Source organism: Micromonospora endolithica (genome assembly GCF_003626595.1).
Classification (GTDB): Bacteria; Actinomycetota; Actinomycetes; order Mycobacteriales; family Micromonosporaceae; genus Micromonospora; species Micromonospora endolithica.
In genome coordinates, this window is record NZ_RBAK01000010.1 from 63463 (window position 1) to 88051 (window position 24589).

A 24589-nucleotide genomic window follows, 5' to 3' on the forward strand; every position below is an offset into this window, starting at 1 on the left:
CCCGGGGGCGGCGATCGTGCGGTTTCGGTCGCTGCGGAAGGCGCACAAGAGGGCAGGACGACGACACCAAGTGCAAGATCGCGGGACGGCGGGGGCGGGACCGGTTCCGGTGTCAGACGGGGTAGCCGGCTGTGCGGGCGGCGTCGCGTTGTCGGCGTCGCGCGGAGCGGCGCCGCAGGAACCAGACGAGGAAGAACACCAGGCCGACGAGGAACACCAGGACCAGCACCGGCAGCAGGATCGCCACGATGGACATGATGACGCTGGTGGCATCCTCGGCGGTGCTCGCCACCGGCGCGCCGACTCCGGCGGTGGCGGCGTTGACCACCGGCCGGCTGGCGGACTTGAGCAGGTGTACGCCGAAGGCGATGACCACTCCGGTGGCCACCGGTACCCACTGGTGTGAGGAGAAGAAGCTGCCCGGGTCGCTCACGGTGACCGTCTCCGAGGACGAGCCGGCGCCGAACGCCAAGCCGCCGGCGGTCGGCCGGACCACCGTCTGCACCACGTCGTTGACGTGGTCGACCACCGGGACCTTGTCGGCCACCACCTCGATGGCGAGCAGCGCCGCGAGGATGGCCATGACCCAGCCGTTACCGAGCCACTGCCAGCCGGCGGGCAGGTCGATCACGCTGGTGTAGCGGGCCAGTACGCCCATGGTGAGCAGGGGTATGTAGGCGTTCAGCCCCGCCGAGGCGGCGAGGCCGGTACCGGTGAGCACTTCAAGCACCGCTTCAGCATCGCACCGGCGCGCCAGTGCCGCTCGGTGGCGTTCGGCCGGGCCTCCGCTACCCTCGTCGGGTGCGGTTGGTCATTGCGAAGTGCTCGGTGGACTACGTCGGACGGCTCTCGGCCCACCTGCCGCCGGCCACCCGGTTGCTCATGGTGAAGGCGGACGGGTCGGTGTCGATCCACGCCGACGACCGGGCGTACAAGCCGTTGAACTGGATGAGCCCGCCGTGCCGGCTGGAGGAGGCCCCGGGCGTCTGGCGTGTGGTCAACAAGGCCGGCGAGGAACTCCGGATCACCCTGGAGGAGATCTTCCAGGACACCTCGTACGAGTTGGGCGTCGACCCGGGCCTGCGTAAGGACGGTGTCGAGGCGCACCTCCAGGAGCTGCTGGCCGCCAACCCGGAGGCGTTGGGCACCGGGTTCACGCTGGTCCGCCGCGAGTACATGACGGCGATCGGCCCGGTGGACCTGCTCTGCCGGGACGCCAACGCCGGCGCGGTGGCGGTCGAGGTGAAGCGGCGGGGTGAGATCGACGGCGTGGAGCAACTCACCCGGTACCTGGAGTTGATGAACCGCGACCCGCTGCTGGCCCCGGTGAGTGGCGTGTTCGTCGCCCAGGAGATCAAGCCGCAGGCGCGGGTGCTCGCCACCGACCGGGGCATCCGTTGCGTGGTCGTCGACTACGACAAGCTGCGTGGCATCGAGCGCGACGAACTCACCCTGTTCTGACCGCCGGCCCAACCGCCGGCCCAACCGCCGGACGGTGCCGAGCCCGGGTGCCGCGCGCCGGACGCCAGCGTCGCGCGCCGGACGCCAGCGTCGCGCGCCGGACGGCGGGTGCCAGCGCCGAGCACCGGCGTCGGACGCCAGCAACAAGCGGCGTGCGTCAGCGCTGCGCTCCGGGCGTCGAGCGCCGGGCAGGGCGTCGAGCGCCGGGGTCGGGTACCGGGCGCCGGGCGTCGGGGCGCCCGGAGGTAAGGCGGCCGGTCAGCGTCCGTACATCATCTTGATGGCCTTGACCAGGCGGTCGACGTCGGCCGGCGTGCGGTCGAAGGTCATCGCCGGCAGCAGCGAGCGGGCCCGCCGCCGGGTGATGGCCTTGGGCCGGGCGAACTCCCGCAGCCCGTCCTCGCCGTGGATGCGGCCGAAGCCGGAGTCACCGACACCGCCGAACGGCAGCGTGGACATCCCGGCGAAGGTCAGGGCGGAGTTCACCGAGGCCATCCCGGAGCGCAGGCGCCGCGCGACGGCCACCGCCCGCCGGCGGCCGAAGACCGAACCCCCCAGCCCGTACGGGACGGCGTTGGCGCGGTCGACCGCCTCGTCGGCGTCGCGTACCCGGTTGATGGTCACCGTGGGCCCGAAGGTCTCCTCGCGGACGGCGCTGGCGTCCTCGGGAACGTCCACCAGGACGGTGGGTCGCACGTACGGGGGCTGCACCGCGTCGGCTCCACCGAGCACCGCCCGCCCGCCCCGCGCCAGGGCGTCGTCGATGTGCCGGCGGATCACGTCGAGCTGGCTGGGCATGGTGATCGGCCCGATGTCGGCGCCGTCCGCGCCGACGGTGAGGCGGCCGGCCCGCTCGACCACCTTGCCCACGAAGGCGTCGAAGACCGGCTCGACGGCGTAGACGCGTTCGATGCCGATGCAGGTCTGGCCGGCGTTGGTGAGCGCACCCCACACGCACGCGTCGGCGGCGGCGTCGAGATCGGCGTCCGAGTCGACGATCATCGCGTCCTTGCCGCCGGCCTCCAGCAGCACCGGGGTCAGCGACTCGGCGCAGGCGGCCATCACCTTCTTCGCGGTGGCGGTCGAACCGGTGAAGGCGATCTTGTTCACCCCGGAGTGGCACAGGGCGGCACCGACATCACCGAGCCCGTGCACGGCGGTGAAGACCGGCTGCTCTCCGACCACCTCGGCGAACGTGTCGACCAGCCACTGACCGACGGCCGGCGTGTATTCGCTCGGCTTCAGCACGACGGTGTTGCCGGCGGCCAGTGCGTAGGCCACGGAGCCGATCGGCGTGAAGACCGGATAGTTCCACGGGCCGATCACGCCGACCACCCCGAAGGGCTGGTATTCCAGGTGTGCGGAGAACTCGGCGAGCACCAGCCGGGAGCGGACCCGGCGCGGCCCCAGCACCCGACGGGCGTTGCGGGCGGCCCAGTCCACGTGCTCGACGGCCGTGGCCACCTCGACGATCGCGTCGGCCACCGGCTTGCCGCCCTCAAGGTGCACCAGCTCGGCCAGTTCCTCGATGCGGCGGGCCAGCAGGCGGCGCCAGCGCAGCAGCCGCTCGCGGCGGCCGTCGAAACCGAGCCCGGCCCACCAGCCGGCGGCGTCGCGGGCGCGGGCGACCGCCCGCTCGACGTCGGCCGGGCTCGCGGCGGGGAATCGCCCTGCCTCCGCACCGGTCGCCGGGCTGGTCGAGACGAGTCGACCGTCCTCGATGGTCGGGGTACCGGGGACACGCACAGCCGTCATGGCGGAAGTCTAGACCCGAGAGCTACTCGTCGGTAGGGGCCTGACGAAGCGGACGCACACCACCAAAAACCATCGATGTGCGACCTTCACTCGACCGGAAGCTGGCCGGCCGGAGACGCGGAGATGACCACTCGGTGGTGCAGCCGACTACCGTCAGGTGGCAGGCTGACGCACGGGGTGACCGTGAGGGGTGAGGGGGCGGACTGTCCATGAGGGAACATCAGGAGCTGTTGCCGTTGCTGACGGTGGCCGGCGGGCCGATGCGCGGGCTGAGCTTCCGGCTGGGGCCGGCGCGGCTGGTGATCGGGCGGAGCTCGTCGGTGGACGTGGTCGTGCACGACCCGCACCTGAGCCGGCGACACGCCGAGGTGTGGCTCGACCCGGAGGGTGCGACGCTGCTCGATCTCGGATCGACGAACGGGACCTGGCTCAACGACCGGCGGATCACCGGGGTGGAGCGGCTGGTCGACGGTGACGTGATCCGGCTCGGCCGCACCGATCTGCGGTTCTTCGATCCGGGTCTGGCGCGTACCGATCCGGTGGGTCTGAGTTTCGGCGCGCTGCGCCGGGACCACCGGCCGACGCTGCCGCTGCCGATCGCGCCGGACCGGGCCGGTGCGGCGGACGCGCTGCCGGCGGGCGCCGCCCGGACCTGACCACCGGCGCGCGTCCGACGGGTGGCGCGGTCGGGGGGCCCGCCACAGCCGCCGAGGTCCGATCGTGGCGGGCGGGCCCATGGACGGCCGGCCGCTCGGGTGGCAGCATGCCGCGGATGGACACCGAGCAGCGGAGCGTGTCGGCCAACGGGATCAGCCAGGCGGTACGGGTCGCCGGGCCGCCGGACGGCACGCCGATCCTGCTGGTGCACGGCAACGCGTCGTCGTCGGCCTTCTGGGAGCCGCTGATCCGGCGGCTGCCGGGCACGCTGCGGGTGGTCGCGCCCGACCTGCGGGGCTACGGGGACACCGAGGCCGCGCCGGTGGACGCCACGCGTGGTCTGGCCGACTTCGCCGACGACGTCGCGGCCCTGCTCGACGAGGTGTCCCTCTTCCCGGCCGGGGCCCGGCCCGTCGTGGTGGGGCACTCCCTGGGCGGGGGCGTGGCGATGCGGCTGCTGGTCGACCACCCCGAGCGGGTGGCCGGGCTGCTGCTCGCCGCGCCGGTGTCGCCGTACGGCTTCGGCGCCACCCGGGACCTGGTCGGCACGCCGACCACCACCGACTTCGCCGGCACCGGCGCCGGCACCGCGAGCACCGACTTCGTCCGGCGGCTGGCCGCCGGTGACCGGAGCACGGACGCGCCGACCAGCCCGCGCAGTGTGCTGCGGACCGCGTACGTGGCCGACCCGGCGTCGCTCGGCGAGGACGAGGAACTGCTGCTGGACGGTGTGCTGTCCACCCGCACCGGAGAGGACAACTACCCCGGCACCGCCGAGCCGTCGGAGAACTGGCCGGGTACCGCACCGGGACGACGCGGCGTGCTCAACGCCCTCGCGCCGACCTACTTCCGGATCGCCGACGACCTGGTCGCCGTGCCGGTCAAGCCGCCGGTCACCTGGGTACGCGGGGACGCCGACGTGATCGTCTCGGACACCTCGCTGTTCGACCTAGCGTACCTGGGGGCGCTCGGCGTGGTGCCGGGCTGGCCGGGGGCCCAGGTGTGCCCGCCGCAGCCGATGGTCGGCCAGACCCGGGCGGTACTGGACCGGTACGCGGCGGCCGGCGGCGCGTACCGGGAGGTGGCCCTGCCGGGCTGCGGGCACACCCCGCACCTGGAGCGGCCGGCCGAGTTCGTCGCCGAGCTGCTGGCGCTGGCGGAGGCACCGGCCGCCCACTGAGCCGCGCCCGCCCCCGCCCCGCGGGCGGCACCGGGAGCCGCGCGTGCACACCGGCCCCGGAGCGTGCCTCCGCGGGCACCCGACCGCGCGTCCAACGGGCCCCGGAGCGCGTCCAGGCGGGCACCCGGGCGCGGTGCGTGAAATATCCCACGGCGTCTCGACAACGCAGTGTCACGTGGCAGACTCCGGCGCATAACCTTAGCGGCCGTTCATGTCTGCGACGGCCGAGTCGACCAAGCGGAGTCAACCCAGGGGAGGCCGGTCGTGGCGCGCGAGTTCACCAGAGTGGGTGTGGTGGGTCTGGGCACCATGGGTGCCGGCATCGTCGAGGTGTTCGCCCGCAACGGCATCGACGTCGTCGCGGTGGAGATCTCCGCGGCCGCCCTGGAGCGCGGCCGGGTCACCCTGACCGGCTCCACCGACCGGGCGGTGGCCAAGGGCAAGCTCGCCGAGGACGACCGGGACGCCCTGCTCGCCCGGGTCGACTTCCAGGTGGGGCTGGACGCGCTGCACTCGGTGGACCTGGTGATCGAGGCGGTGCCCGAGCACCTGGACCTCAAGCAGCGGATCTTCGCCGAGCTGGATCGGGTCTGCAAGCCCGAGGCGATCCTCGCCACCAACACCTCGTCGCTGAGCGTCACCGAGATCTCCGTCGCCACCACCCGGCCCAACCAGGTGATCGGCATCCACTTCTTCAACCCCGCACCGGTGATGAAGCTGGTCGAAGTGGTCCGTACGGTGGTCACCTCGGCCGACGTGGTGGCCGACGTGGAGGCGCTCTGCGAGCGGCTCGGCAAGGTGGACGTCACGATCAGCGACCGGGCGGGCTTCATCGCCAACGCGCTGCTCTTCGGCTACCTGAACCACGCGGTGAGCATGTTCGAGGCGCGGTACGCGACCCGTGAGGACATCGACGCCGCGATGAAGCTCGGCTGCGGCCTGCCGATGGGCCCCCTCGCGTTGATGGACCTGATCGGCCTGGACACCGCGTACGAGATCCTGGACACCATGTACCGGCGCGGCGGCCGGGACCGCCGGCACGCCCCGGTGCCGTTGATCAAGCAGATGGTCACCGCGGGACTGCTCGGCCGGAAGTCCGGGCGGGGTTTCTACACCTACGAACGGCCCGGCTCGCCGGTGGTCGTACCGGACGACCAGACGCCGGTGGCGACGCGGTCGGCACTCGCCGACGGCGCGCGCGGGATCGCCAAGATCGGCGTGGTCGGCTCCGGGACGATGGCCACCGGGATCATCGAGGTCTTCGCCAAGGCCGGGTACGAGGTCGTCTCGGTGACCCGTGGCGCGGAGAAGTCCGCGAAGGTCTTCGAGGCGGTCAAGACCTCGCTCAACAAGGGTGTGGTGCGCGGCAAGCTGAGCGAGGCCGACCGGGACGCCGCGCTGGGCCGGATCAACTGGTCGGCCACCCTGGAGCACCTGGCCGACGTCGACCTGGTGGTCGAGGCCGTGGTCGAGGAGCTGAGCGTCAAGAAGGCGCTGTTCGCCAGCCTGGACGAGATCTGCAAGCCGGGCGTGGTGCTGGCCACCACCACCTCCTCACTGCCGGTGATCGACGTCGCGATGGCCACCCAGCGGCCGGCCGACGTGGTGGGCCTGCACTTCTTCAACCCGGCGCCGATCATGCCGCTGGTCGAGGTGGTGCAGACCATCCGCACGTCGGTGGAGACCACCGCCACCGCGAAGGCGGTCTGCGCGGCGGTCGGCAAGACCGGCGTGGTCTGCGGCGACCGGTCCGGGTTCATCGTCAACGCGCTGCTCTTCCCCTACCTGAACGACGCGGTGAAGATGCTGGAGGCCAGCTACTCCACCGCCGACGACATCGACCACGCGATGAAGCTCGGCTGCGGATACCCGATGGGCCCGTTCGAGCTGCTCGACGTCGTCGGCCTGGACGTGTCGCTGGCCATCCAGCGGGAGCTGTACCTGGAGCTGCGCGAGCCGGGCTTCGCCCCCGCGCCGCTGCTGGAGCACCTCGTCACCGCCGGCTACCTGGGCCGCAAGAGCGGCCGGGGCTTCCGGGACCACACCCGCCGCTGAGCGCACGCCCCCGCCGGCCCGCGCCGGCCGGCGGGGGCGTCCCGCTCCTGCCGCCGTACGCTGGAAACCGTGAGCCCCCGTCGCAACCGCCCCCGCCGCGAGGACACCGCCGGTCTGGACTCCGACCGGGCCCGTCAGGGGGTCGCCTCGGTCCAGCAGTGGCGCGACGGCGAGTGGCAGGTGCGCGGCATCGGTGGCGGGGCGTCCACCAAGACGTACCGCTGCCCCGGCTGTGACCAGGAGATCCGTCCCGGCGTGGCGCACCTGGTGGCGTGGCCGGCCGACGGGACGGGCGACCTGACCGACCGGCGGCACTGGCACAGCGGCTGCTGGCGTGCCCGGGACCGGCGTGGTCCGGCCGTGCAGCGCGGGCGCAGCGCCCCCCGGTACGGCTGAGCGGGTCGCCGCCCCGGCGAGCGATCTGGATCACCGTGTTTCCGCCCCGACGGGCGGGGTGCGCCGGTGCGCGGGAGACTGGACCGGTGAGCACTCCCATCCGCGCGTCCTCTGTCCTGCCCGGCCGGCGGGAGGACATCGAGCTGCACACCGCCGACGGTCTGACGCTGGTCGGTGAGCTGGCCCGCCCCGTCGACCGGGAACCGGTGGCCACCCTGGTCTGCCTGCACCCGCTGCCCACCCACGGCGGGATGATGGACAGCCACGTGTTCCGCAAGGCGGCCTGGCGGCTACCGGCCCTGGCGGACCTGGCCGTCCTCCGCTTCAACACGCGGGGCACCAGCAGCGTGCGCGGCACCAGCGGGGGCGCCTTCGACAACGCGGTGGGGGAGCGCTTCGACGTCGCCGCCGCCATCGAGTACGCCGAGTTCCACGAGCTGCCCGACATCTGGCTGCTCGGCTGGTCGTTCGGCACCGACCTGACCCTGAAGTACGGCTGCGACCCGGCGGTGACCGGGGCGATCCTGCTGTCGCCACCGCTGCGCTACTCGACGCCGGAGGACCTGGCGCACTGGGCGGAGGCCGGCAAGCCGCTGACCGCCCTGGTGCCCGAGTTCGACGACTACCTGCGCCCCGAGGAGGCCCGGGAGCGGTTCGCGGCGGTGCCGCAGGCCGAGGTGGTCGGGGTGCCCGGGGCCAAGCACCTCTGGGTCGGTGACGCGGAGACCGTGCTGGACGAGGTGGTCCGGCGGGTCAACCCGGCCACCGCGGTGCCCCTGCCGACCACCTGGGACGGCCCGATGGAGACCGGCGACGTCAGCGCGTACGCCGACCGTACCGTCGCCGCCTTCGCCGACCGCCCGGTGCCCGGCCCGGCGGCCGGCGACTGACCCCCGGTGCGCCGCCCCCGGCCGGCTCGTGGCCCGGCCGATGCCGTTCACCGGCGGTCCTGGCGGGGCAGGATCACCTCGCGCAGCACCAGCTGGACGGCGGCGACGGTCGGGATGGCGATCAGCGCGCCGACGACGCCCAGCAGCGCCACGCCCAGCAGCGCGGCGACCAGGGCGGCCACCTCGTTCACCGCGACCGACCGACGCATGATCTTGGGATAGATCAGGTAGTTCTCCACCTGCTGGTAGACGAGGAAGAACACCACGCAGGCGATGCCGACCGGTAGGTCGGTGGCGAACCCGACCAGGCTGACGATCACCGCACCGAGGGTGGCGCCGATCTGCGGGATCAGGTCGGTCACCGCGACGACCACGGCCAGCGCGAACGGGTACGGCAGGCCGGCCACCAGTGCGAACACGAAGGTGGTGGTCCCGGCCAGCACCGCGATGGCGAGCGCGCCGACGATGTAGGCGCCGACCTTGGTGAGGATCTCGTCTCCGATCAGCCGGACCCGCTCGCGCCGGGACGCGGGCACCAGCGCGTACCCCAGGTTCCGCAGCCGCTCGAAGTAGGCCAGGAAATAGATCGTGAGCACCAGGACGGTAAGCGTCCGGAAGACCGTGCCGAAGACCAGTTGCGCGCCGCCGAGCACCCCGCCCAGCGCCCGCCCGAGCGTGTCGGCGTCGGCCGCGTTCCGCGCCCGCTCCACCAGCCCGTACCGCTCGACCAGGTCGTTGACCGTCTCGTTGCGGCGCAGGGCCTCCACGTAGCCGGGCAGCTGCTCGACGAACTGCCCGGACTGGGTGACGATCGGCGGCACCAGGGCGACCAGCCCACCGCAGAGCAGCAGCAGGACGGTCAGCGTCACCAGGCTCACCGCGAGCCCGTGCGGGAGCCCCAGCATCCGCAGGCGGACCACCGCCGGGTAGAGGCCCACCGCCAGGAAGAGCGCGATCACCACCAGCACCAGGATGCCGGCGGCGTTGCGAAGACCCAGGAAGACGGCGTACGCGAGCAGCACGCCCAGCCCACCGGTGAACCCGACCAGGAAGCTGTTGCGGCGCAGCGGACGCCCCGGCAGCCCGAACCGCCCGGAGCCCTCGCCCGGCGGGTCGCCGTCGGCCCCGCTGTCCCCGGCAGGGCGGACGCCGTCCGGGTCGGCACCGCCCGACTCGGTGTCGTCGGACCGCCGGCGGGCGGATCCACGCCCGGTCACTCCTTCTCCACCACGACCTTGCTCGGCTTGGCGGTGCGCTCGTCGGTGGTCGGCTTGGCGGGACGGTTGCCGTTCTCGCCGGTGCTGGTGATCTTCGTGGCGGTGGCGTCCCGGCCACCCTCACCCGGTACCGCGGCGACGGTCTCCTCCCCGTCCACCCCCGCGCTGGCCGTGCCGCCGTCGACCGTGGTCACCGACGCCACCCTGCCGTTGGCCGGCTGCCCGTCGTCGGTCGGCTCGATGCGTCCCCGGGCCGGCTGCCCGGCGTCCGCCGGCTCGACCTTGGCCGGCCCGCTGGGACCCGACCCGTTCGTCCCGGGTGCCGTCCTGCCGCTGGCTGATCCGCTCGCGCCGCTCCCGGTCCCGCTCTTGCCGCTGGCTGATCCGCTCGCGCCGGCCCCGGTCTTGCCGTCGGCCGATCCACTCGTCCCGGTTGCGGTATCGCCCTTGCCGTCGGCCGACCCGCTCGCGCCGGTCCCGGCCAGGTCGAGGGCACCGCCGTCGGCTCCGCTCGTCCCGGCCCCGCCGTCGGTGCGGATCCCGGAGCCGACCGGCTCGGCCCCGGTGCCGCCGGTCGAGGCGGTGGCGGTGGAGACGTCGGCCGGTGTGACGGCCGCGGTGGGGCTGTTCGCGGCGACGCCGGTCGTGGTCGGGGCGGTCGTCGGCGTACCGGTGCGGACCGTCGCGCCGTCGGTGCCCCCGGCCCGGGTCGGGGCGCTCGCCAGTTCCAGTCGCAGCTCGGCCATCTGGCGCTGGAGCTCGTCGGACTCCTGGCGGGACGTCCAGGTCTCCTGGCGCAGGTCGGCGAGCTGCTGCTGGGCCTGGGCGATCTCCAGCATCACCTGGGCGAGCTGCTGCCGGCCGGAGGCCGCCTCCTGCTGCGTCGCGGCGAGGTGCTGCTGGGTGGTCGCGAGGTGCTGCTGGGTGGTGGCCGCGTACTCCTCGAACTGCCGGCGCGAGGTGGCCACGTGCTCGTCGGCCCGGCGGCGCTTGTCGGCGGCCTCCTGCTCGGCCCGGGCGAGCAGCGCGGCGGCCTCCTCCTCGGCCCGGCCGAGCTGGGCAGCGGTCTCCTCCTCGGTCTGGCGGCGGATGGCCAGCGCGTCCCGCTCCGCGGCCTGGCGGATCGCCTCGGCGCCCTGCTCGATCTCGTTCTTCCGCGCGGTGTAGTCGGACTCCAGCTCGGCGCGGCGGGTCTCGAAGTCGGACTCCAGCTCGGTGCTGCGGGTCTCGAACCCGGACTCCAGCTCCTGCTGCCGGCTCTTGTGCTGCTGCTCCAGCTCGACGGATCGGGACTTGTACTGCTTCTCCAGGTCGTCGCGGCGGGCGGTGAACTCCTGGTCGGCGGCCTTGCGGCGCTGGGCCAGATCGCGGTCGGCGGCCTCCCGCCGGCCGTTGACCTCCTTCTCCACCCCGGCCCGCCAGGCACCCAGCTCCTGCTGCGTCTGGGCGCGGGCGTGCTGGACGTACGCCTCGGTCTCGCTGCGCATCCGCTGGACGTACGCCTCGGTCTCCGCGCGGTTGCGCTTCGCGGCCTCGGTGGCCTGCGTGGTGACCAGCTCGGCTTCCTGGCGTGCCTTGTTGCGGGTGGACTTGCCGGCCTCGGTGGCGTCGTCGACGATCTGCTTCGCCTCGCGCTGCGCCTTGGCATGCGTGGCCCGGCCCGCCTCGGTCGCCTGGTCCACCAGCCGCTTGGCCTCCTGCTGGGCCTTGGCGTGCACCTCCTTGGCCGCCTCGCGGAGCTGCGTCGCCTCCTGCTGGGCCCGGTTGTGCGCCTCCTTGGCCGCCTCGCGCAGCCGGGTCGCCTCCTGCTGGGCCCGGTTGTGGATCTCCTTGGCGGTGTCCCGCAGGTGGGTGGCCTCCTGCTGGGCCTTGGCCAGCGCCTCCTGGGCGGTCCTGCGCAGCCGCTCGGACTCCTCGTTGGCCGCCCGCATCGCGGCGTCCGCCTCGGCCTTGCGGGCCGCGGTGTGCCGCTCCTCCTCGGTGCGGCGGGCGGCCAGGGCGATCTCGAAGTCCTTGAGGGCCTTGGCGGCCTGCTCCCGGGCCTCGTCGATGATGGTGTCCGCGGCGTGGCGGCGGGCCTCGATCTCCTCGTTGGCGGCGGCCAGGATCTCCTCGGCCTGCTCCTCGGCCATGGTCAGGATCTGTTCCACCCGGGGACCGAGGTGGCGGAAGGAGGCGCGGTCCACCACGCCGGCCTGCTTGCGCACCTGAGCGAGATCCCGCTGCAGCACCTCGACCTGGCCGGCCAGCTTGTGGATCTGTGTGTAGGCCTGCTCCCGTTCGGCGGCCAGGGTCGCGATCTCGTGCTCCGCACGGGCGACGTACCGGTCGACCTGTCGTTTCTCGTACCCCCGCAGAGCGGACTCGAAGCTGGGCTCCGTGGTCACGTCCCCGCCGAGAGCGAACAGTTCCTCGCCGTGCGACATGCCCCCATCCTCACACGCATCCGGGCCTCCTGGGGCGATACGGACGCCCCTGTTGGGACCTACTTCACTGCGGTGGACCCCGGGCATTCCGCGGGTTGGGAAACGGGTACGGCGCGAGGTGCCACCGGTCACCCGGTGTCACCTCGCGCCGTGGAATTCATGCCCCGGACGGGCCGCGGTCAGCCGGCGGTCTCCGCGCTCACCCGCGCGTCGGCGTCGTCCTTCTTGGCCTCCGGCTTGGCCGCCTGGGCCGGCGGGGAAGCCGGCACACCCGGCACGATGCCGGCCAGGCCGGAGAGCATCTGGCCGAGCTGGGAGGTGACGGCGTCCTTCTGGCGGGTCAGGTCCTCGACCTCGCGGCGGGCCGCCTGGGTGGTCAGCTCGGCCTCGGTACGAGCCTCGGTCAGCTGGCGCTTGGCCTCGGCCTTCGCCTCGTTGACGGTCTTCTCGGCCAGGGCCTTGGCCTTGTCCACCGTCTCGTTGGCGGTGCGCTCGGACTCGACCCGGCGGGCCTCGGCGCGCTGCTCGATCTCCTTGGCGCGCTCCTGGGCCGTCCGGGCGCGCTGCTCGGCCTCGCCGACCAGCTTCTGGGTCTGCGCGACCTGCGCGGCGTGCCGCTCGGACTCCTCGCGCTCGGCCTTCTCCCGGCGCTCGGCGAGCTGGAGTTCCAGCGCCTGCAGATCCTTGTCGCGCTTGTCCCGCGCGTCGGTGAGCAGCTTGGTGGCCTCGGCGCGCTTCTCCTCGGCCTCCCGGGCGGCCTTCGCCCGCTGCTGGGTGATCTCCCGCTCGGCGGTGGCCCGCAGCGTGGCGACCTCACGCTCGACGGTGGACTTCAGCTCGGCCACCTCGTGCGCGGTGACCGTACGCAGCTGCTTGGTCTCCCGGTCGGCGTCCGCCCGCAGGGTGTCGGCCTCCCGCCGGGCCTGGACCCGGACCTCGGCGGCCTCCCGCTCGGCGGCGGTGCGGAGGGTGCCCGCCTCCCGCTCGGCGGTGGCCTTCATGGCCGCCGCCTCGGCGCGCGCCTTGTCGGTGATCTCCCGCGCCTCCAGGCGCGCGGCGGACAGGATGCCCTCCGACTCGCGCTTGGCCTCGTTGCGGTGGTCGTTGGCCTGCTCCTCGGCGAGCCGGAGGATCTGCTCGACCCGGGTGCCGAGCCCGGACAGGGTGGGCCGGCTGTTCTCTTCGAGCTGCTTGTTCGTGTCGGCGAGCTTCTGCTCCAGCGCACTCATGCGCTGCTCGGCCTGGCGGAGCCGACGCTGGGCGTCGTTCATCCGCTGCTCGGCCTCGGCACGGGCCTGCTCGGACTGGGTCAGCGCGGCGGTCATCCGGCCGAGGAAGTCGTCGACCTGGTGGGTGTTGTATCCGCGCAGGCCAACGGTGAAATCTGGCTGCGAGTTCGCGTTATCGAAGAACGCGAGAGGGGAGGACTGCTGCTGGGGCATTGGGACATACTGGCAGACGCCCCAGGGTCCTCCGCAAGAGCGTCCCCGAGCTTTCGCGTCCTCTTTACATGGTCAACTCGGCGTCGTGGCGACGCCGGACGAATCGGCGATCTTGGCAGGTCCCGGACGCGGTCCGGGTCAGGGCCGGCCCACGGGAAAGGGTCGCGGGTTCACCCCGCGACCCTTTGTTCCGTTCCGGTCCTTATCCCTCGAATGAACGTCCGGGATCCGGAGTGGAAAGGCAATAGCCGTTCACCGCAATGGTCATCGGCGCATCAGCCGTCAGGTCAGTGACCCCGGAACCGGTTGATCGCCGTCTCGTGCCGCGCCCGCAGCTCCGCGTCGCGCACGCCGAGACCGTCGGCCGGGGCGAGGCAGCGGACGCCGACCTTGCCCTGGTGGGCGTTGCGGTGCACCTCGTACGCGGCCTGGCCGGTCTGCTCCAGCGCGTACGTCTTGGACACCGTGGGGTGGACCCGGCCGAGGGCGACCAGACGGTTGGCCTCCCACGCCTCGCGGTAGTTGGCGAAGTGGCTGCCGACGATCCGCTTGAGGTGCATCCACAGGTAACGGTTGTCGTACTGGTGCAGGAAGCCGCTGGTGGAGGCGCAGGTGACGATGGTGCCACCGCGCTTGGCCACGTAGACACTGGCGCCGAAGGTCTCCCGGCCCGGGTGCTCGAAGACGATGTCCGGGTCCTCGCCGCCGGTCAGCTCGCGGATCCGCTGGCCGAAGCGCCGCCACTCGTCCGGGTTCTGGGTCTGCTCGTCGGACCAGAACCGGAAGCCCTCGGCGGAGCGGTCGATGACCAGCTCGGCACCCATCCTGCGGCACAGCTCGGCCTTCTCCGGGGAGGACACCACGCAGACCGGGATCGCGCCGCCGTTGAGGGCCATCTGGGTGGCGTAGCCGCCGAGGCCGCCGGAGGCACCCCAGATGAGGACGACGTCGCCCTGCTTCATGTTGGCGCCGTGGTGCGAGACGAGCTGCCGGTACGCGGTGGAGTTGACCAGGCCGGGGCTCGCCGCCTCCTCCCAGCTCAGGTGCGCCGGCTTCGGCATCAGCTGGTTGGCCTTGACCACGCACAGTTCGGCGAGGCCGCCGAAGTTCGTCTCGAAGCCCCAGATCCGCTGCTGCGGGTCGAGCATCGTGTCGTCGTGCCCGGCGGCGTCCTCCAGCTCCACCGAGAGGCAGTGCGCCACCACCTGGTCGCCGGGCTTCCAGCGGCTCACTCCGGCACCGACCCGCAGCACCACGCCGGCGGCGTCCGAGCCGACCACGTGGTACGGCAGGTCGTGCCGGCTGGCCAGCTCGGAGGTGCGGCCGTAGCGCCGGAGGAAGGAGAAGGTGGACACCGGCTCGAAGATGCTGGTCCACACGGTGTTGTAGTTGATGGCGCTGGCCATCACCGCGACCAGGGCCTCGCCCGGACCCAGTTCGGGGGTCGGCACCTCCTGCACGTGCAGGGCCTTGCGCGGGTCCTTGTCCCGGGTGGCCATGCCGTCGAACATCCGCGCCTCGTCGGCCCGTACCACCACGCCGCGGTAGGACTCCGGTACCGGAATCGAGGCCAGGCCGGCCAACTCCCGCTCCGGTTGTCCGGAGCCCTCTGCCGCCATGATCGCTTCGAGGATGTCCTGCACGTCGACCTCCCGTTCGTCCGCACCCGTACGTCACCGGCACGGGTGCTGCCATCGTCGGCGCCGGTGCGGCCCGCTCACCATGTCGGCGTCCGACACATCCGGCGCCGGCCACGCTGCTGTGGGGCCGGACGTTACTGAACGGTAGCTAGGGCGGGAAGTGCTCTGTGAAAAACTGCATCGGCCGATGCGTGAAGCTGCCCGGCTCGACCGCGTACCGCGCAATGCCGTGCTCGGGTGCTCGTCGGAGCGGTTAACAAGGGCCCCCGGTACAACGCCAGGCGTTAACCGGGGGCCCTTCCTTGCACCTAGTGCCCGGGGGCGGGCTGGACCAACTCCACCAGGACGCCGCCGGCGTCCTTCGGGTGCACGAAGTTGATCCGGGAGTCGGCGGTGCCGCGCCTCGGGGTCTCGTAGAGCAGCCGCAGCCCGCGCTCCCGCAGCGCCGCGCAGGCCGCGTCGATGTCCACCACCGTGTACGCCACCTGCTGCACCCCGGGACCGTTGCGGTCGAGGAACTTCGCGATCGTGGACTCGGGCGAGAGCGGCGCCAGCAACTGCACGCAACCGCCCTCGGCGGTCGGGCCCACCGCCAGCATCGCCTCGCGTACGCCCTGCTCGGTGTTGGTCTCGGTGTGCACGCACCGCATGCCGAACGTGCGCCGGTAGAAGTCGATCGCCGCGTCCAGGTCGGCGACGGCGATACCGACATGGTCGATGCGTCGCAACCCGATGTCTGTGACGTAGTCCGCAGCGGGCTCGACGGGGGAGTTCTCAGCCATGGCGCTAGTCTGGCCGAACAATCGTTAAGGCGTACAGGTCGGTACCCCCTCGGAGGCAGGTATGGCTTCGGTGATCGTCAGCGGCGCGCGCACCCCCATGGGGCGGCTGCTGGGCAACCTCAAGGACCTCCCCGCGACCACGCTCGGCGGCGTGGCGATCAAGGCGGCGCTGGAGCGCGCCGGGGTCGCCCCCGACCAGGTGCAGTACGTGATCATGGGCCAGGTGCTCCAGGCCGGCACCGGGCAGATCCCGGCCCGGCAGGCCGCCGTGGAGGCGGGCGTACCCATGTCCGTACCGGCCCTGACCATCAACAAGGTCTGCCTCTCCGGGCTGGACGCGATCGCCCTGGCCGACCAGCTGATCCGGGCCGGCGAGTTCGACATCGTGGTCGCCGGCGGCATGGAGTCGATGACCAACGCCCCGCACCTGCTGCTGGGCCAGCGCTCCGGCTATAAGTACGGCGACGTCGTGGTCAAGGACCACATGGCGCTGGACGGTCTCTCCGACGCGTGGGACTGCTGCTCGATGGGCGAGTCGACCGAGCGGCACGGCACCGCCCGGGGCATCTCGCGGGAGGAGCAGGACGCCTTCGCCGCCGCCAGCCACCAGCGCGCCGCCGCCGCCCAGAAGAACGGGCACTTCGCCGACGAGATCGCCCCGGTGTCCATCCCGCAGCGCAAGGGTGACCCGCTGGTGATCAGCGAGGACGAGGGCATCCGGCCGGACACCACCGCCGAGTCGCTGGGCAAGCTGCGTCCGGCGTTCACCAAGGACGGCACCATCACCGCCGGCAGCTCCTCGCCGATCTCCGACGGCGCCGCCGCCGTGGTCGTGATGAGCAAGGCCAAGGCCACCGAGCTGGGGCTGACCTGGCTCGCCGAGATCGGCGCGCACGGCAACGTGGCGGGACCGGACAACTCCCTGCACTCGCAGCCGTCCAACGCCATCGCGCACGCGCTGCGCAAGGGCGGCCTGGGCGTCGACGACCTCGACCTGATCGAGATCAACGAGGCGTTCGCGCAGGTCGGCATCCAGTCCACCCGTGACCTCGGGGTCAGCCCGGACCGGGTGAACGTCAACGGCGGCGCGATCGCGCTGGGCCACCCGATCGGCATGTCCGGCGCCCGCCTGGTGCTCACCCTGGCGCTGGAGCTGAAGCGGCGTGGCGGCGGCACCGGAGCGGCCGCCCTGTGCGGCGGCGGCGGCCAGGGCGACGCGCTGATCATCCACGTGCCGGGGGACGAGAGCTGATCGTGGACGGTGCCGTCGAGAGCGCCGCGATGCCGGCCACCGCGCCCGTGCGCCGCAGCCGGGACGTACCCCTGCTGGTCGAACGGGCCCGCGCGGGCGACCCCCGCGCGGTGGCCCGGCTGATCACCCTGGTCGAGTCCGGCGACGAGACGCTGCCGCGGATCGCCGCGGCACTCGCGCCGTACGCCGGGCAGGCCCAGGTGGTCGGGCTGACCGGCTCGCCGGGCGTGGGTAAGTCGACCACCACCAACGAGCTGGTCCGGGCGCTGCGGTCACGCGGTCACCGGGTGGGTGTGCTGGCGATCGACCCGTCCAGCCCGTTCACCGGCGGCGCGATCCTCGGCGACCGGGTACGCATGCAGGACCACGCCACCGACCCGGGCGTCTACATCCGCTCGATGTCCAGCCGGGGGCACCTCGGCGGGCTGTCGGCGGCGACGCCGCAGGCGGTGCGGGTGCTGGAGGGCGCCGGCTGCGACGTGGTGCTGGTGGAGACCGTCGGGGTGGGGCAGGCCGAGGTGGAGGTGGCCTCGCTGGCCGACACCACGCTGGTGTTGCTCGCCCCCGGCATGGGTGACGCGATCCAGGCGGTCAAGGCCGGCATCCTGGAGATCGCCGACGTCTTCGTGGTCAACAAGGCGGACCGGGACGGCGCCGACGCCACGGTGCGCGACATCCAGGGCATGATCGCGCTGGGCGAGCGCGGCCCGGGGCAGTGGCGCCCGCAGGTGGTCCGGTCGGTCGCCTCCCGGGGCGAGGGCATCGACGACATCGCCGCCGCGATCGACAAGCACCGCGGCTGGCTGGTCGAGCACGGCGAACTGCGCCGCCGGCAGGAGGCGCGGGCCGCCGCCGAGATCGAGGCCATCGCGCTGGGCGTGCTACGCGCCCGGATCGGTTCACTGCGCGACGGTACGGAGTTGCCCGCGCTCGCCGCGAAGGTGGCCGAGGGGTCCCTGGATCCGTACGCGGCGGCCGACGCCCTGCTCGCCCAGATCGCCTCCTGACCCCCGCCCGGACGACTCGTCGGCCTTCCGGCTTCCACGTCGCCCGGCCGGTCGGGTTACCCGTCGGTACGAACTTCCTTAGCGATCGTTCAGGCCGGGGCTCTACACTCGGGTTGCAGTCGAGGACTCGAGGAGGAGCCCCGGGGATGGACGCCGACGATATCGCCGCCGGTCGGGCACGCTGGCAGGCCCGCTACGACGCCGCGCGCAAGCGGGACGCCGACTTCACCACGCTGTCCGGCATGCCGGTCGACCCGGTCTACGGGCCGCCGGAGGGGACCGCCTACCCGGGCTTCGAGCGGATCGGCTGGCCGGGCGAGTACCCGTACACCCGGGGTCTGCACCCGACCGGTTACCGCGGGCGGACCTGGACCATCCGGCAGTTCGCCGGCTTCGGCAACGCCAAGCAGACCAACGAGCGTTACAAGATGATCCTCGGCGCCGGTGGCGGCGGTCTCTCGGTCGCGTTCGACATGCCGACCCTGATGGGCCGCGACTCCGACGACCCGCAGGCGCTCGGCGAGGTCGGCCACTGCGGCGTGGCGATCGACACCGCCACCGACATGGAGGCGCTCTTCGACGGCATCGACCTGGCCGGCGTGACCACGTCGATGACCATCTCCGGCCCGGCGGTGCCGGTGTTCTGCATGTACCTGGTCGCCGCCGAGCGGCAGGGCGCCGACCTGTCCAAGCTGGACGGCACCCTCCAGACGGACATCTTCAAGGAGTACATCGCGCAGAAGGAGTGGCTCTTCGACCCCGAGCCGCACCTGCGCCTGATCGGCGACCTGATGGAATACTGCGCCGCCGAGATCCCGCGCTACAAGCCGCTCTCGGTCTCCGGCTACCACATCCGCGAGGCCGGTTCGACCGCCGCGCAGGAGCTGGCGTACACCCTGGCCGACGGCTTCGGTTACGTCGAACTGGGCCTCTCCCGCGGGCTGGACGTGAACGTCTTCGCCCCGGGACTGAGCTTCTTCTTCGACTCGCACCTCGACTTCTTCGAGGAGATCGCCAAGTTCCGGGCCGCCCGCCGGATCTGGGCCCGCTGGCTGCGCGACGTGTACGGCGCGACCAGCGAGAAGGCGCTCTGGCTGCGGTTCCACACGCAGACCGCCGGGGTGTCGCTGACCGCCCAGCAGCCGGTCAACAACGTGGTGCGTACGGCGGTGGAGGCGCTCGCGGCGGTGCTCGGCGGGACCAACTCGCTGCACACCAACGCGCTGGACGAGACCCTGGCGCTGCCCACCGACGAGTCCGCCGAGATCGCCCTGCGTACCCAGCAGGTGCTGATGGAGGAGACCGGGGTGGTCAACGTCGCCGACCCACTGGGCGGCTCCTGGTACGTCGAGGCGCTGACCGACAAGATCGAGGCCGAGGCGGAGGAGATCTTCGCCCGGATCCGGCAGCTCGGCGGCGAGGGCCCGCACCAGATCGGCCCGATGACCTCGGGCATCCTGCGCGGCATCGAGGACGGCTGGTTCACCGGACACATCGCCGAGTCGGCCTTCGTCTACCAGCAGGCTCTGGAGAAGGGCGACAAGAAGATCGTCGGCGTCAACTGCCACACCGGCACGGTCGCCAAGGAGTTGGAGATCCTGCGCATCTCGCACGAGGTGGAGCTGGAGCAGCGCCGGGTCCTCGCCGAGCGCAAGGCCGCCCGGGACGAGGCCGCGGTCCGGGCCGCCGTCGCGCGGATGGTCGAGGTCGGCCGCACCGACGGGAACATGATCCCGGCGATGCTGGACGCGGTCCGTGCCGAGGCCACCCTCGGCGAGATCTGCGACGCCCTCCGCGCCGAGTGGGGCGTCTACCGCGAACCCGCCCGCTTCTGACCCACCCCGACCCTCCCGCGATCTTGCACTTTGTGCCCCGACGAATGCCGCATTCGGCGCGTCCCGGCGACCGAAGGCGCACGATCGCGGGGTGCGGTCGGGGCGAGGGTCCGGGTGGGTTCGCGGGGGGTGTGAACTGCGACTGCCGGGGTCGTGGTTGATCGGAGATCCGCGCGCCGCGTGCGAGACTAGGTAACCATGAGCGACCCACGGATCACCTCGTCGATCTTCACCCGCGGCGCGGTCGACCTCAGCGCGCTGCGCACCCCCGCACCGGCCCCTGCCCGCCCCACCACCCCCGCCCAGTCCGGCCCGGACGCCGGTCTGCCCGGCCCCGCCGGGGGCGGGGTCGCCGTCATCGACGTCACCGAGGCGACCCTCCAGTCGGAGGTGCTCGAACGGTCGATGGAAAAGCCCGTCGTGATCTTCTTCGGTGCGGCGGGCTACCCGGACAGCGACCAGTTCGCGCCGTTGCTGGAGCAGCTGGCGGTCGAGGGGAACGGCGCCTGGCTCCTGGCCAGGGTCGACGCTCAGCAGCAGCCACGGATCGCGCAGATGTTCCAGATCCAGGGCGTCCCGACCGTCTACGCGGTCTTCGGCGGCCGGCCGATCGACGCCTTCTCGGGCGCGGTCCCGGAGGCCCAGCTGCGGCAGTGGATCTCCGCGGTTCTCAAGGCCGGCGGCGTGGCCGTGGCCGAGACCACCGACCCGCGCCTGGACGAGGCCGACGACGCGCTGATGAGCGGTGACCTGGACGCCGCCGAGCGGGCGTACCGGAAGATCCTCGCCGAGACGCCGGCGGACGCCGCGGCGGAGGCGGGCCTCGCCCAGGTCGGACTGGCCCGCCGCGTCGACGGCGCCGACCCGCGGACCGTGCTCACCGCCGCCGAGGCCGCGCCGGACGACGTCGCGGCGCAGCTCCTGGCCGCCGACGTCGAGGTTCTCAGCGGCTTCGCCGAGCAGGCCTACCAGCGCCTGGTCGGCCTGGTCCGCCGGACCACCGGCGAGGACCGCGAGCGGGTACGCCAACACCTGGTCGGCCTCTTCACCGTCGCCGGCCCGGACGACCCGGCGGTGGCCTCGGCCCGCCGGGCCCTGGCCAGCGCCCTGTTCTGAGCACCTGACACGCCAGCGCGGGCCGGCTCCGGCCGGCCCGCGGAGAACTTCGAGGACGGGAGCCCATGATGCGCCGGATCGCCGTCCTCGACGCGCCCAGCAACCTCGGCCTGCGCCCGCCGACGCCCACGTCGGTGCCCGGCTGCGCCAAGGCCCCCGGGGCGCTGCGCGACCACGACCTGCTCGCCCGGCTGCGGGCCCGCGACGCCGGCTGCCTGACCGCACCGAGGTACGACCCGGGCGACTGGCGGCCGGGCGACGGCGTCTGCCACGCCCGGGAGATCGCCGACTACTCGACGGCCCTGGCGGAGCGGATCGGCGGGATCATCGACCGGGGCGAGTTCCCGGTGGTGCTCGGCGGGGACTGCTCGATCCTGCTCGGCTCCGCACTGGCCATGCACCGGCTCGGTGAGGCGGTCGGGGGCCGGATCGGGCTGGTCTTCGTGGACGGGCACTCCGACTTCCGGCATCCGGGCAACGCCTCGTACGTGGGCGCCGCGGCGGGGGAGGACCTCGCCCTGGTCACCGGGCGGGGACAGGCCGACCTGGCCGCGATCGAGGGCCGCCGGCCATACTTCCGCGACATCGACGTGGTGGTGCTCGGGATCCGGGCGCAGGACGAGTACCGGCTGGACCTCCAGGCCGCCGGGATCACCACCCGGCCGGTGCCGGCGCTGCGCGCCGAGGGCGCGGCGCGGACCGCCCAGTGGGCGCACGAGCAGCTCGCCGACTGCGCCGGCTACTGGGTGCACGTGGACGTGGACGTGCTGGACCCGGCGGTGCTGCCGGCGGTGGACGCCCCGGACCCCGGTGGGATCGCCTTCGCCGAGCTGGAGATCCTGCTCGCCGGCCTGGTCGACACCCCGCACTGCCTCGGTGTCGAGCTGACCGTGTTCGACCCCGACTACGACCCGGACGGGTCGTACGCGGCCGAGATCGTCAACACCCTGGTCGCCGGGCTCCGCCCGGTGTCCGCACCGGAGGCGGTGCCGCCCCGGCTGCTGCCCGGGACGCCACCGGCCCCGCGCCGGGGTGACGTCCCGCTGGCCGCCGCCCCGACCGGGCCGGCCACGCCGGAGGGGACGGACGACGGCCTCCCGGTCGCCCTGGAGCCGGTCGGGCCACCGGCCGCGGCCGGGCCGGGGCTGCTGCGTCGGGCCCCGTCGCCCGGCCCGGAGCCGGACGGGGGCGTGCCGCCGACCGAGGACGGCCCGCACCCCGCCGCCGGAATCGCCTGAGGTCGGCCCTACACGCCCGGCTGGGACTGCACGCGTACGAGGTCGTCGCCGGCGGCGGTCCGGTAGTACAGCACCGACCGGCCCGATCGGCGTCGGCCGACCAGGCGCGCGTCCAGTAGCACCCGGAGGTGGCCACCGACCGAGCCGAGCCCGTGCCCGGTCAGCCCCACCAGCTGGGTGGTGCTCTTCGGTGTGTCCAGCGCGGTGAGGATGCCGGCGCGCACCGGTCCCAGCAGCCGCGCGAGCGACTCGGGCGCCAGGCCGGTCCGGGGCCGGGCGAGGAGCCCCGAGCACGGGTAGACGACGGCGTAGCGGCGTTGCGGCGGATCCGAGGCGACCCAGCCCCGGTGCGCCGTGGCCGGGATGAACACCAGTTCGCCGCCGGAGATGTCGTGCGGCGGGTAGTCGTAGGTGTTGATCTGCAACCGTCCGTCGCCCAGCCACCGCATCCCGGGACGCATCGCGTCCAGCGCGGTCGCCCACCCGCCGGCGCTGAGCTGCTGGGTCCGGGCCACGACGTCGGCCTCGAACGCCCGGACCCGCCAGGACCAGTCCGGCGCCACACCGTGCCGCCAGACCCACGACAGCAGGTCGGCCACCCGCGCCGCGCCGTCGGGTACCCGCAGCCCCTCGGGCACCGGGCCCTGGAGGGTGACCGCGAGATCGTCCAGGTAGGCGTCGACCGGGGTCGCCCGGACCCGGTCCAGCTCGTCGTCGACGCCGCGGTCGCCGGGTCGCGGCGGCACGGTCAGGAAGCCGGGGAGCCAGGACCGCCGGAACGCGACCCGCACGAACAGGGCCGCGAAGGGGTCGGCCGCGATGCGGTCACGGTATGCGCGGCGGTGCGTGTCCAGCCAACCGCGCTCACCCGCCGGCGTCGGCCGGCCCACCAGGATCAGCAGGCGTCCGACCGTCTCCGCCAGGGGAGACACGGTGAACCGGCTCCGCGCGAGCGTGTCGGAGCCGATCAGCCACAAGCCCATGTTTCGCCTCCACGCGAAACTCTATGGCCGCACCGGGCCGCCACCGAAACTGCCGATCATGAGCACGTACCGCGAACTGTTCCGTACCCCGGAGTTCACCCCGTTGTTCGCCGGCACCTCGGTCGCCGTGGCCGCCCGCACCCTCAGCGGTCTGGCGCTCGGCACGATGGTCTACGCGGCGACCGGATCGCCGCTGCTGGCCGCGCTGAGCATGTTCGGCCCGTCCTTCGCCCAACTGCTCGGCGTGTTCACCGTCCTGTCGGCCGCCGACCGGCTCCCACCACGAGCCGCGACGGTCGGCATCGCCTGTCTCTTCGCGGCGGGAACGGCCACCCTCGCCGTGCCGGGCCTGCCGGGCTGGGGCACGGCGCTGGTCATCCTCGGCATCGGGCTGGTCAGCTCGCTCGCCGGTGGTGTGCGGTGGGCCCTGCTCGGTGAGATCCTGTCCACCGAGCGGTATCTGCTCGGCCGGTCGGTGTTCAACATGGCGGTCGGGGTGATGCAGATCGCCGGTTTCGCGCTCGGTGGGGTGCTGGTGGCGGTGCTGACGCCCCGGCAGGCGCTGCTGGTCGCCGCCGGTCTGCACCTCGTCGCCGCCGCGGTGGCCCTGCTGGGGCTCACCACCCGCCCGCCGCGCGCCCCGGGACGGCCGTCGATCCGGCGGACGTGGCAGGTCAACGGCCGGCTGTGGGCCTCGCCGGGGCGCCGCACCACGTACCTCGCCCTGTGGGTGCCCAACGGTCTCGTGGTGGGCTGCGAGGCGCTATACGTGCCGTACGCGCCCGCCTCGGCCAGCGCGCTGTTCGTGGTGACCGCCTTCGGGATGCTCGCCGGTGACACGTTCGTCGGCCGGTTCCTGCCGCAGCGGTACCGGCACCGGCTGATCACGCCGTTGCAGGTGCTGCTGGCGGCCCCGTTCCTGCTGTTCGCACTGCCCCTGCCGCCGGGCCTGGCACTGACCGCCGCGGGGCTCGGCGCGGTCGGCTTCGGCGCCGGCCTGCTGTTGCAGGACCGCCTGCTCGCCCAGACCGACGACGAGGTCCGCGGCCAGGCGCTCGGCCTGCACTCGGCGGGCATGCTCAGCATGCACGCGGTCGGCGCGACCGTGGCCGGCGCGGTCGCGGAGTTCCTGCCGGTCGGCACCGCGATGGCCGTCATGGCGGCGGCGTCGCTGTGCGTCAGCGCCACCCTCGCCGCGGCGTTGCGCCGCCCGGTGCCGGCGCGGGTCCGCGTGGGCTGAGCCCGGCGACGCCGGTC

Annotated in this window: 20 protein-coding genes; 12 read left to right on the forward strand and 8 right to left on the reverse strand. The window is 73.1% G+C overall.

The window, feature by feature from the left end; genetic code table 11:
- Positions 1-112 precede the first annotated feature (112 nt).
- Positions 113-730, reverse strand: a complete 618-nt coding sequence (locus D7223_RS22900) for a DUF4126 domain-containing protein (RefSeq protein ID WP_120730493.1) — start codon at positions 728-730, stop codon at positions 113-115.
- A gap of 71 nt (positions 731-801) precedes the next feature.
- On the opposite strand from D7223_RS22900, the gene nucS reads away from it, so the two are divergent.
- On the forward strand, positions 802-1461 hold the full coding sequence (nucS, locus tag D7223_RS22905) for an endonuclease NucS (protein WP_120730494.1): 660 nt from the start codon (positions 802-804) through the stop codon (positions 1459-1461).
- Positions 1462-1719: 258 nt separating this feature from the next.
- Here nucS and D7223_RS22910 read toward each other — a convergent pair whose 3' ends face one another.
- Entirely contained in the window at positions 1720-3216 is a 1497-nt protein-coding gene (locus D7223_RS22910; RefSeq protein WP_120730495.1) for an aldehyde dehydrogenase family protein, read from the reverse strand.
- 209 nt (positions 3217-3425) lie between these two features.
- Here D7223_RS22910 and D7223_RS22915 point away from each other — a divergent pair, with 209 nt between their 5' ends.
- The 5 genes from D7223_RS22915 to D7223_RS22935 all read left to right on the forward strand — a co-directional run bounded on the left by D7223_RS22915 (position 3426) and on the right by D7223_RS22935 (position 8394).
- Positions 3426-3872 carry an FHA domain-containing protein gene (locus tag D7223_RS22915; protein WP_120730496.1) on the forward strand — a complete coding sequence of 149 codons (447 nt, stop codon included), beginning with the start codon at positions 3426-3428 and terminating at the stop codon, positions 3870-3872.
- 107 nt (positions 3873-3979) lie between these two features.
- Positions 3980-5053, forward strand: coding sequence for an alpha/beta hydrolase (locus D7223_RS22920; RefSeq protein ID WP_420330340.1), 1074 nt, complete (start codon positions 3980-3982; stop codon positions 5051-5053).
- A gap of 264 nt (positions 5054-5317) precedes the next feature.
- Complete coding sequence (locus tag D7223_RS22925; RefSeq protein WP_120730498.1) at positions 5318-7108, forward strand: 3-hydroxyacyl-CoA dehydrogenase family protein; 1791 nt, start codon at positions 5318-5320, stop codon at positions 7106-7108.
- A 69-nt stretch (positions 7109-7177) separates the two neighbouring features.
- Positions 7178-7504 (forward strand): hypothetical protein, encoded by a 327-nt coding sequence (locus D7223_RS22930; protein WP_186832352.1) that lies wholly within the window; start codon positions 7178-7180, stop codon positions 7502-7504.
- Between the two features lie 86 nt (positions 7505-7590).
- A complete protein-coding gene (locus tag D7223_RS22935; protein ID WP_120730500.1) occupies positions 7591-8394 on the forward strand; it encodes an alpha/beta hydrolase in 804 nt (267 codons plus the stop codon).
- Between the two features lie 47 nt (positions 8395-8441).
- Here D7223_RS22935 and D7223_RS22940 read toward each other — a convergent pair whose 3' ends face one another.
- The 5 genes from D7223_RS22940 to mce form a co-directional block, all read right to left on the reverse strand.
- Positions 8442-9611 (reverse strand): AI-2E family transporter, encoded by a 1170-nt coding sequence (locus tag D7223_RS22940; protein ID WP_120730501.1) that lies wholly within the window; start codon positions 9609-9611, stop codon positions 8442-8444.
- Positions 9608-12037, reverse strand: a complete 2430-nt coding sequence (locus D7223_RS22945; protein WP_120730502.1) for a coiled-coil domain-containing protein — start codon at positions 12035-12037, stop codon at positions 9608-9610. Before D7223_RS22945 ends, D7223_RS22940 begins: the two co-directional genes overlap by 4 nt.
- A 179-nt stretch (positions 12038-12216) precedes the next feature.
- A complete protein-coding gene (locus D7223_RS22950; RefSeq protein WP_120730503.1) occupies positions 12217-13479 on the reverse strand; it encodes a DivIVA domain-containing protein in 1263 nt (420 codons plus the stop codon).
- Positions 13480-13766: 287 nt separating this feature from the next.
- Positions 13767-15122, reverse strand: a complete 1356-nt coding sequence (gene ccrA / locus D7223_RS22955; protein ID WP_120730504.1) for a crotonyl-CoA carboxylase/reductase — start codon at positions 15120-15122, stop codon at positions 13767-13769.
- 305 nt (positions 15123-15427) lie between these two features.
- A complete protein-coding gene (mce, locus tag D7223_RS22960) occupies positions 15428-15901 on the reverse strand; it encodes a methylmalonyl-CoA epimerase (protein WP_120730505.1) in 474 nt (157 codons plus the stop codon).
- A gap of 61 nt (positions 15902-15962) precedes the next feature.
- Here mce and D7223_RS22965 point away from each other — a divergent pair, with 61 nt between their 5' ends.
- The 5 genes from D7223_RS22965 to D7223_RS22985 all read left to right on the forward strand — a co-directional run bounded on the left by D7223_RS22965 (position 15963) and on the right by D7223_RS22985 (position 22349).
- Entirely contained in the window at positions 15963-17153 is a 1191-nt protein-coding gene (locus D7223_RS22965; RefSeq protein WP_120730506.1) for an acetyl-CoA C-acetyltransferase, read from the forward strand.
- A 29-nt stretch (positions 17154-17182) separates the two neighbouring features.
- Positions 17183-18160: a methylmalonyl Co-A mutase-associated GTPase MeaB gene (gene meaB / locus D7223_RS22970; RefSeq protein ID WP_120730647.1), complete on the forward strand. Its 978-nt coding sequence runs from the start codon at positions 17183-17185 to the stop codon at positions 18158-18160.
- 146 nt (positions 18161-18306) lie between these two features.
- Positions 18307-19995, forward strand: coding sequence for a coenzyme B12-dependent isobutyryl-CoA mutase large subunit (locus D7223_RS22975; RefSeq protein ID WP_120730507.1), 1689 nt, complete (start codon positions 18307-18309; stop codon positions 19993-19995).
- Between the two features lie 198 nt (positions 19996-20193).
- Positions 20194-21111 carry a tetratricopeptide repeat protein gene (locus D7223_RS22980; RefSeq protein ID WP_120730508.1) on the forward strand — a complete coding sequence of 306 codons (918 nt, stop codon included), beginning with the start codon at positions 20194-20196 and terminating at the stop codon, positions 21109-21111.
- A 65-nt stretch (positions 21112-21176) separates the two neighbouring features.
- The gene (locus tag D7223_RS22985) at positions 21177-22349 is read left to right on the forward strand and encodes an arginase family protein (RefSeq protein ID WP_120730509.1); all 1173 of its coding nucleotides are present in this window, start codon (positions 21177-21179) and stop codon (positions 22347-22349) included.
- Between the two features lie 8 nt (positions 22350-22357).
- Here D7223_RS22985 and D7223_RS22990 read toward each other — a convergent pair whose 3' ends face one another.
- Positions 22358-23332 carry an ArsR/SmtB family transcription factor gene (locus D7223_RS22990; protein ID WP_120730510.1) on the reverse strand — a complete coding sequence of 325 codons (975 nt, stop codon included), beginning with the start codon at positions 23330-23332 and terminating at the stop codon, positions 22358-22360.
- Positions 23333-23390: 58 nt separating this feature from the next.
- Between D7223_RS22990 and D7223_RS22995 the strand changes: the two genes are divergently transcribed.
- Positions 23391-24572, forward strand: a complete 1182-nt coding sequence (locus tag D7223_RS22995; protein WP_120730511.1) for an MFS transporter — start codon at positions 23391-23393, stop codon at positions 24570-24572.
- The last annotated feature ends 17 nt before the right edge of the window (positions 24573-24589 follow it).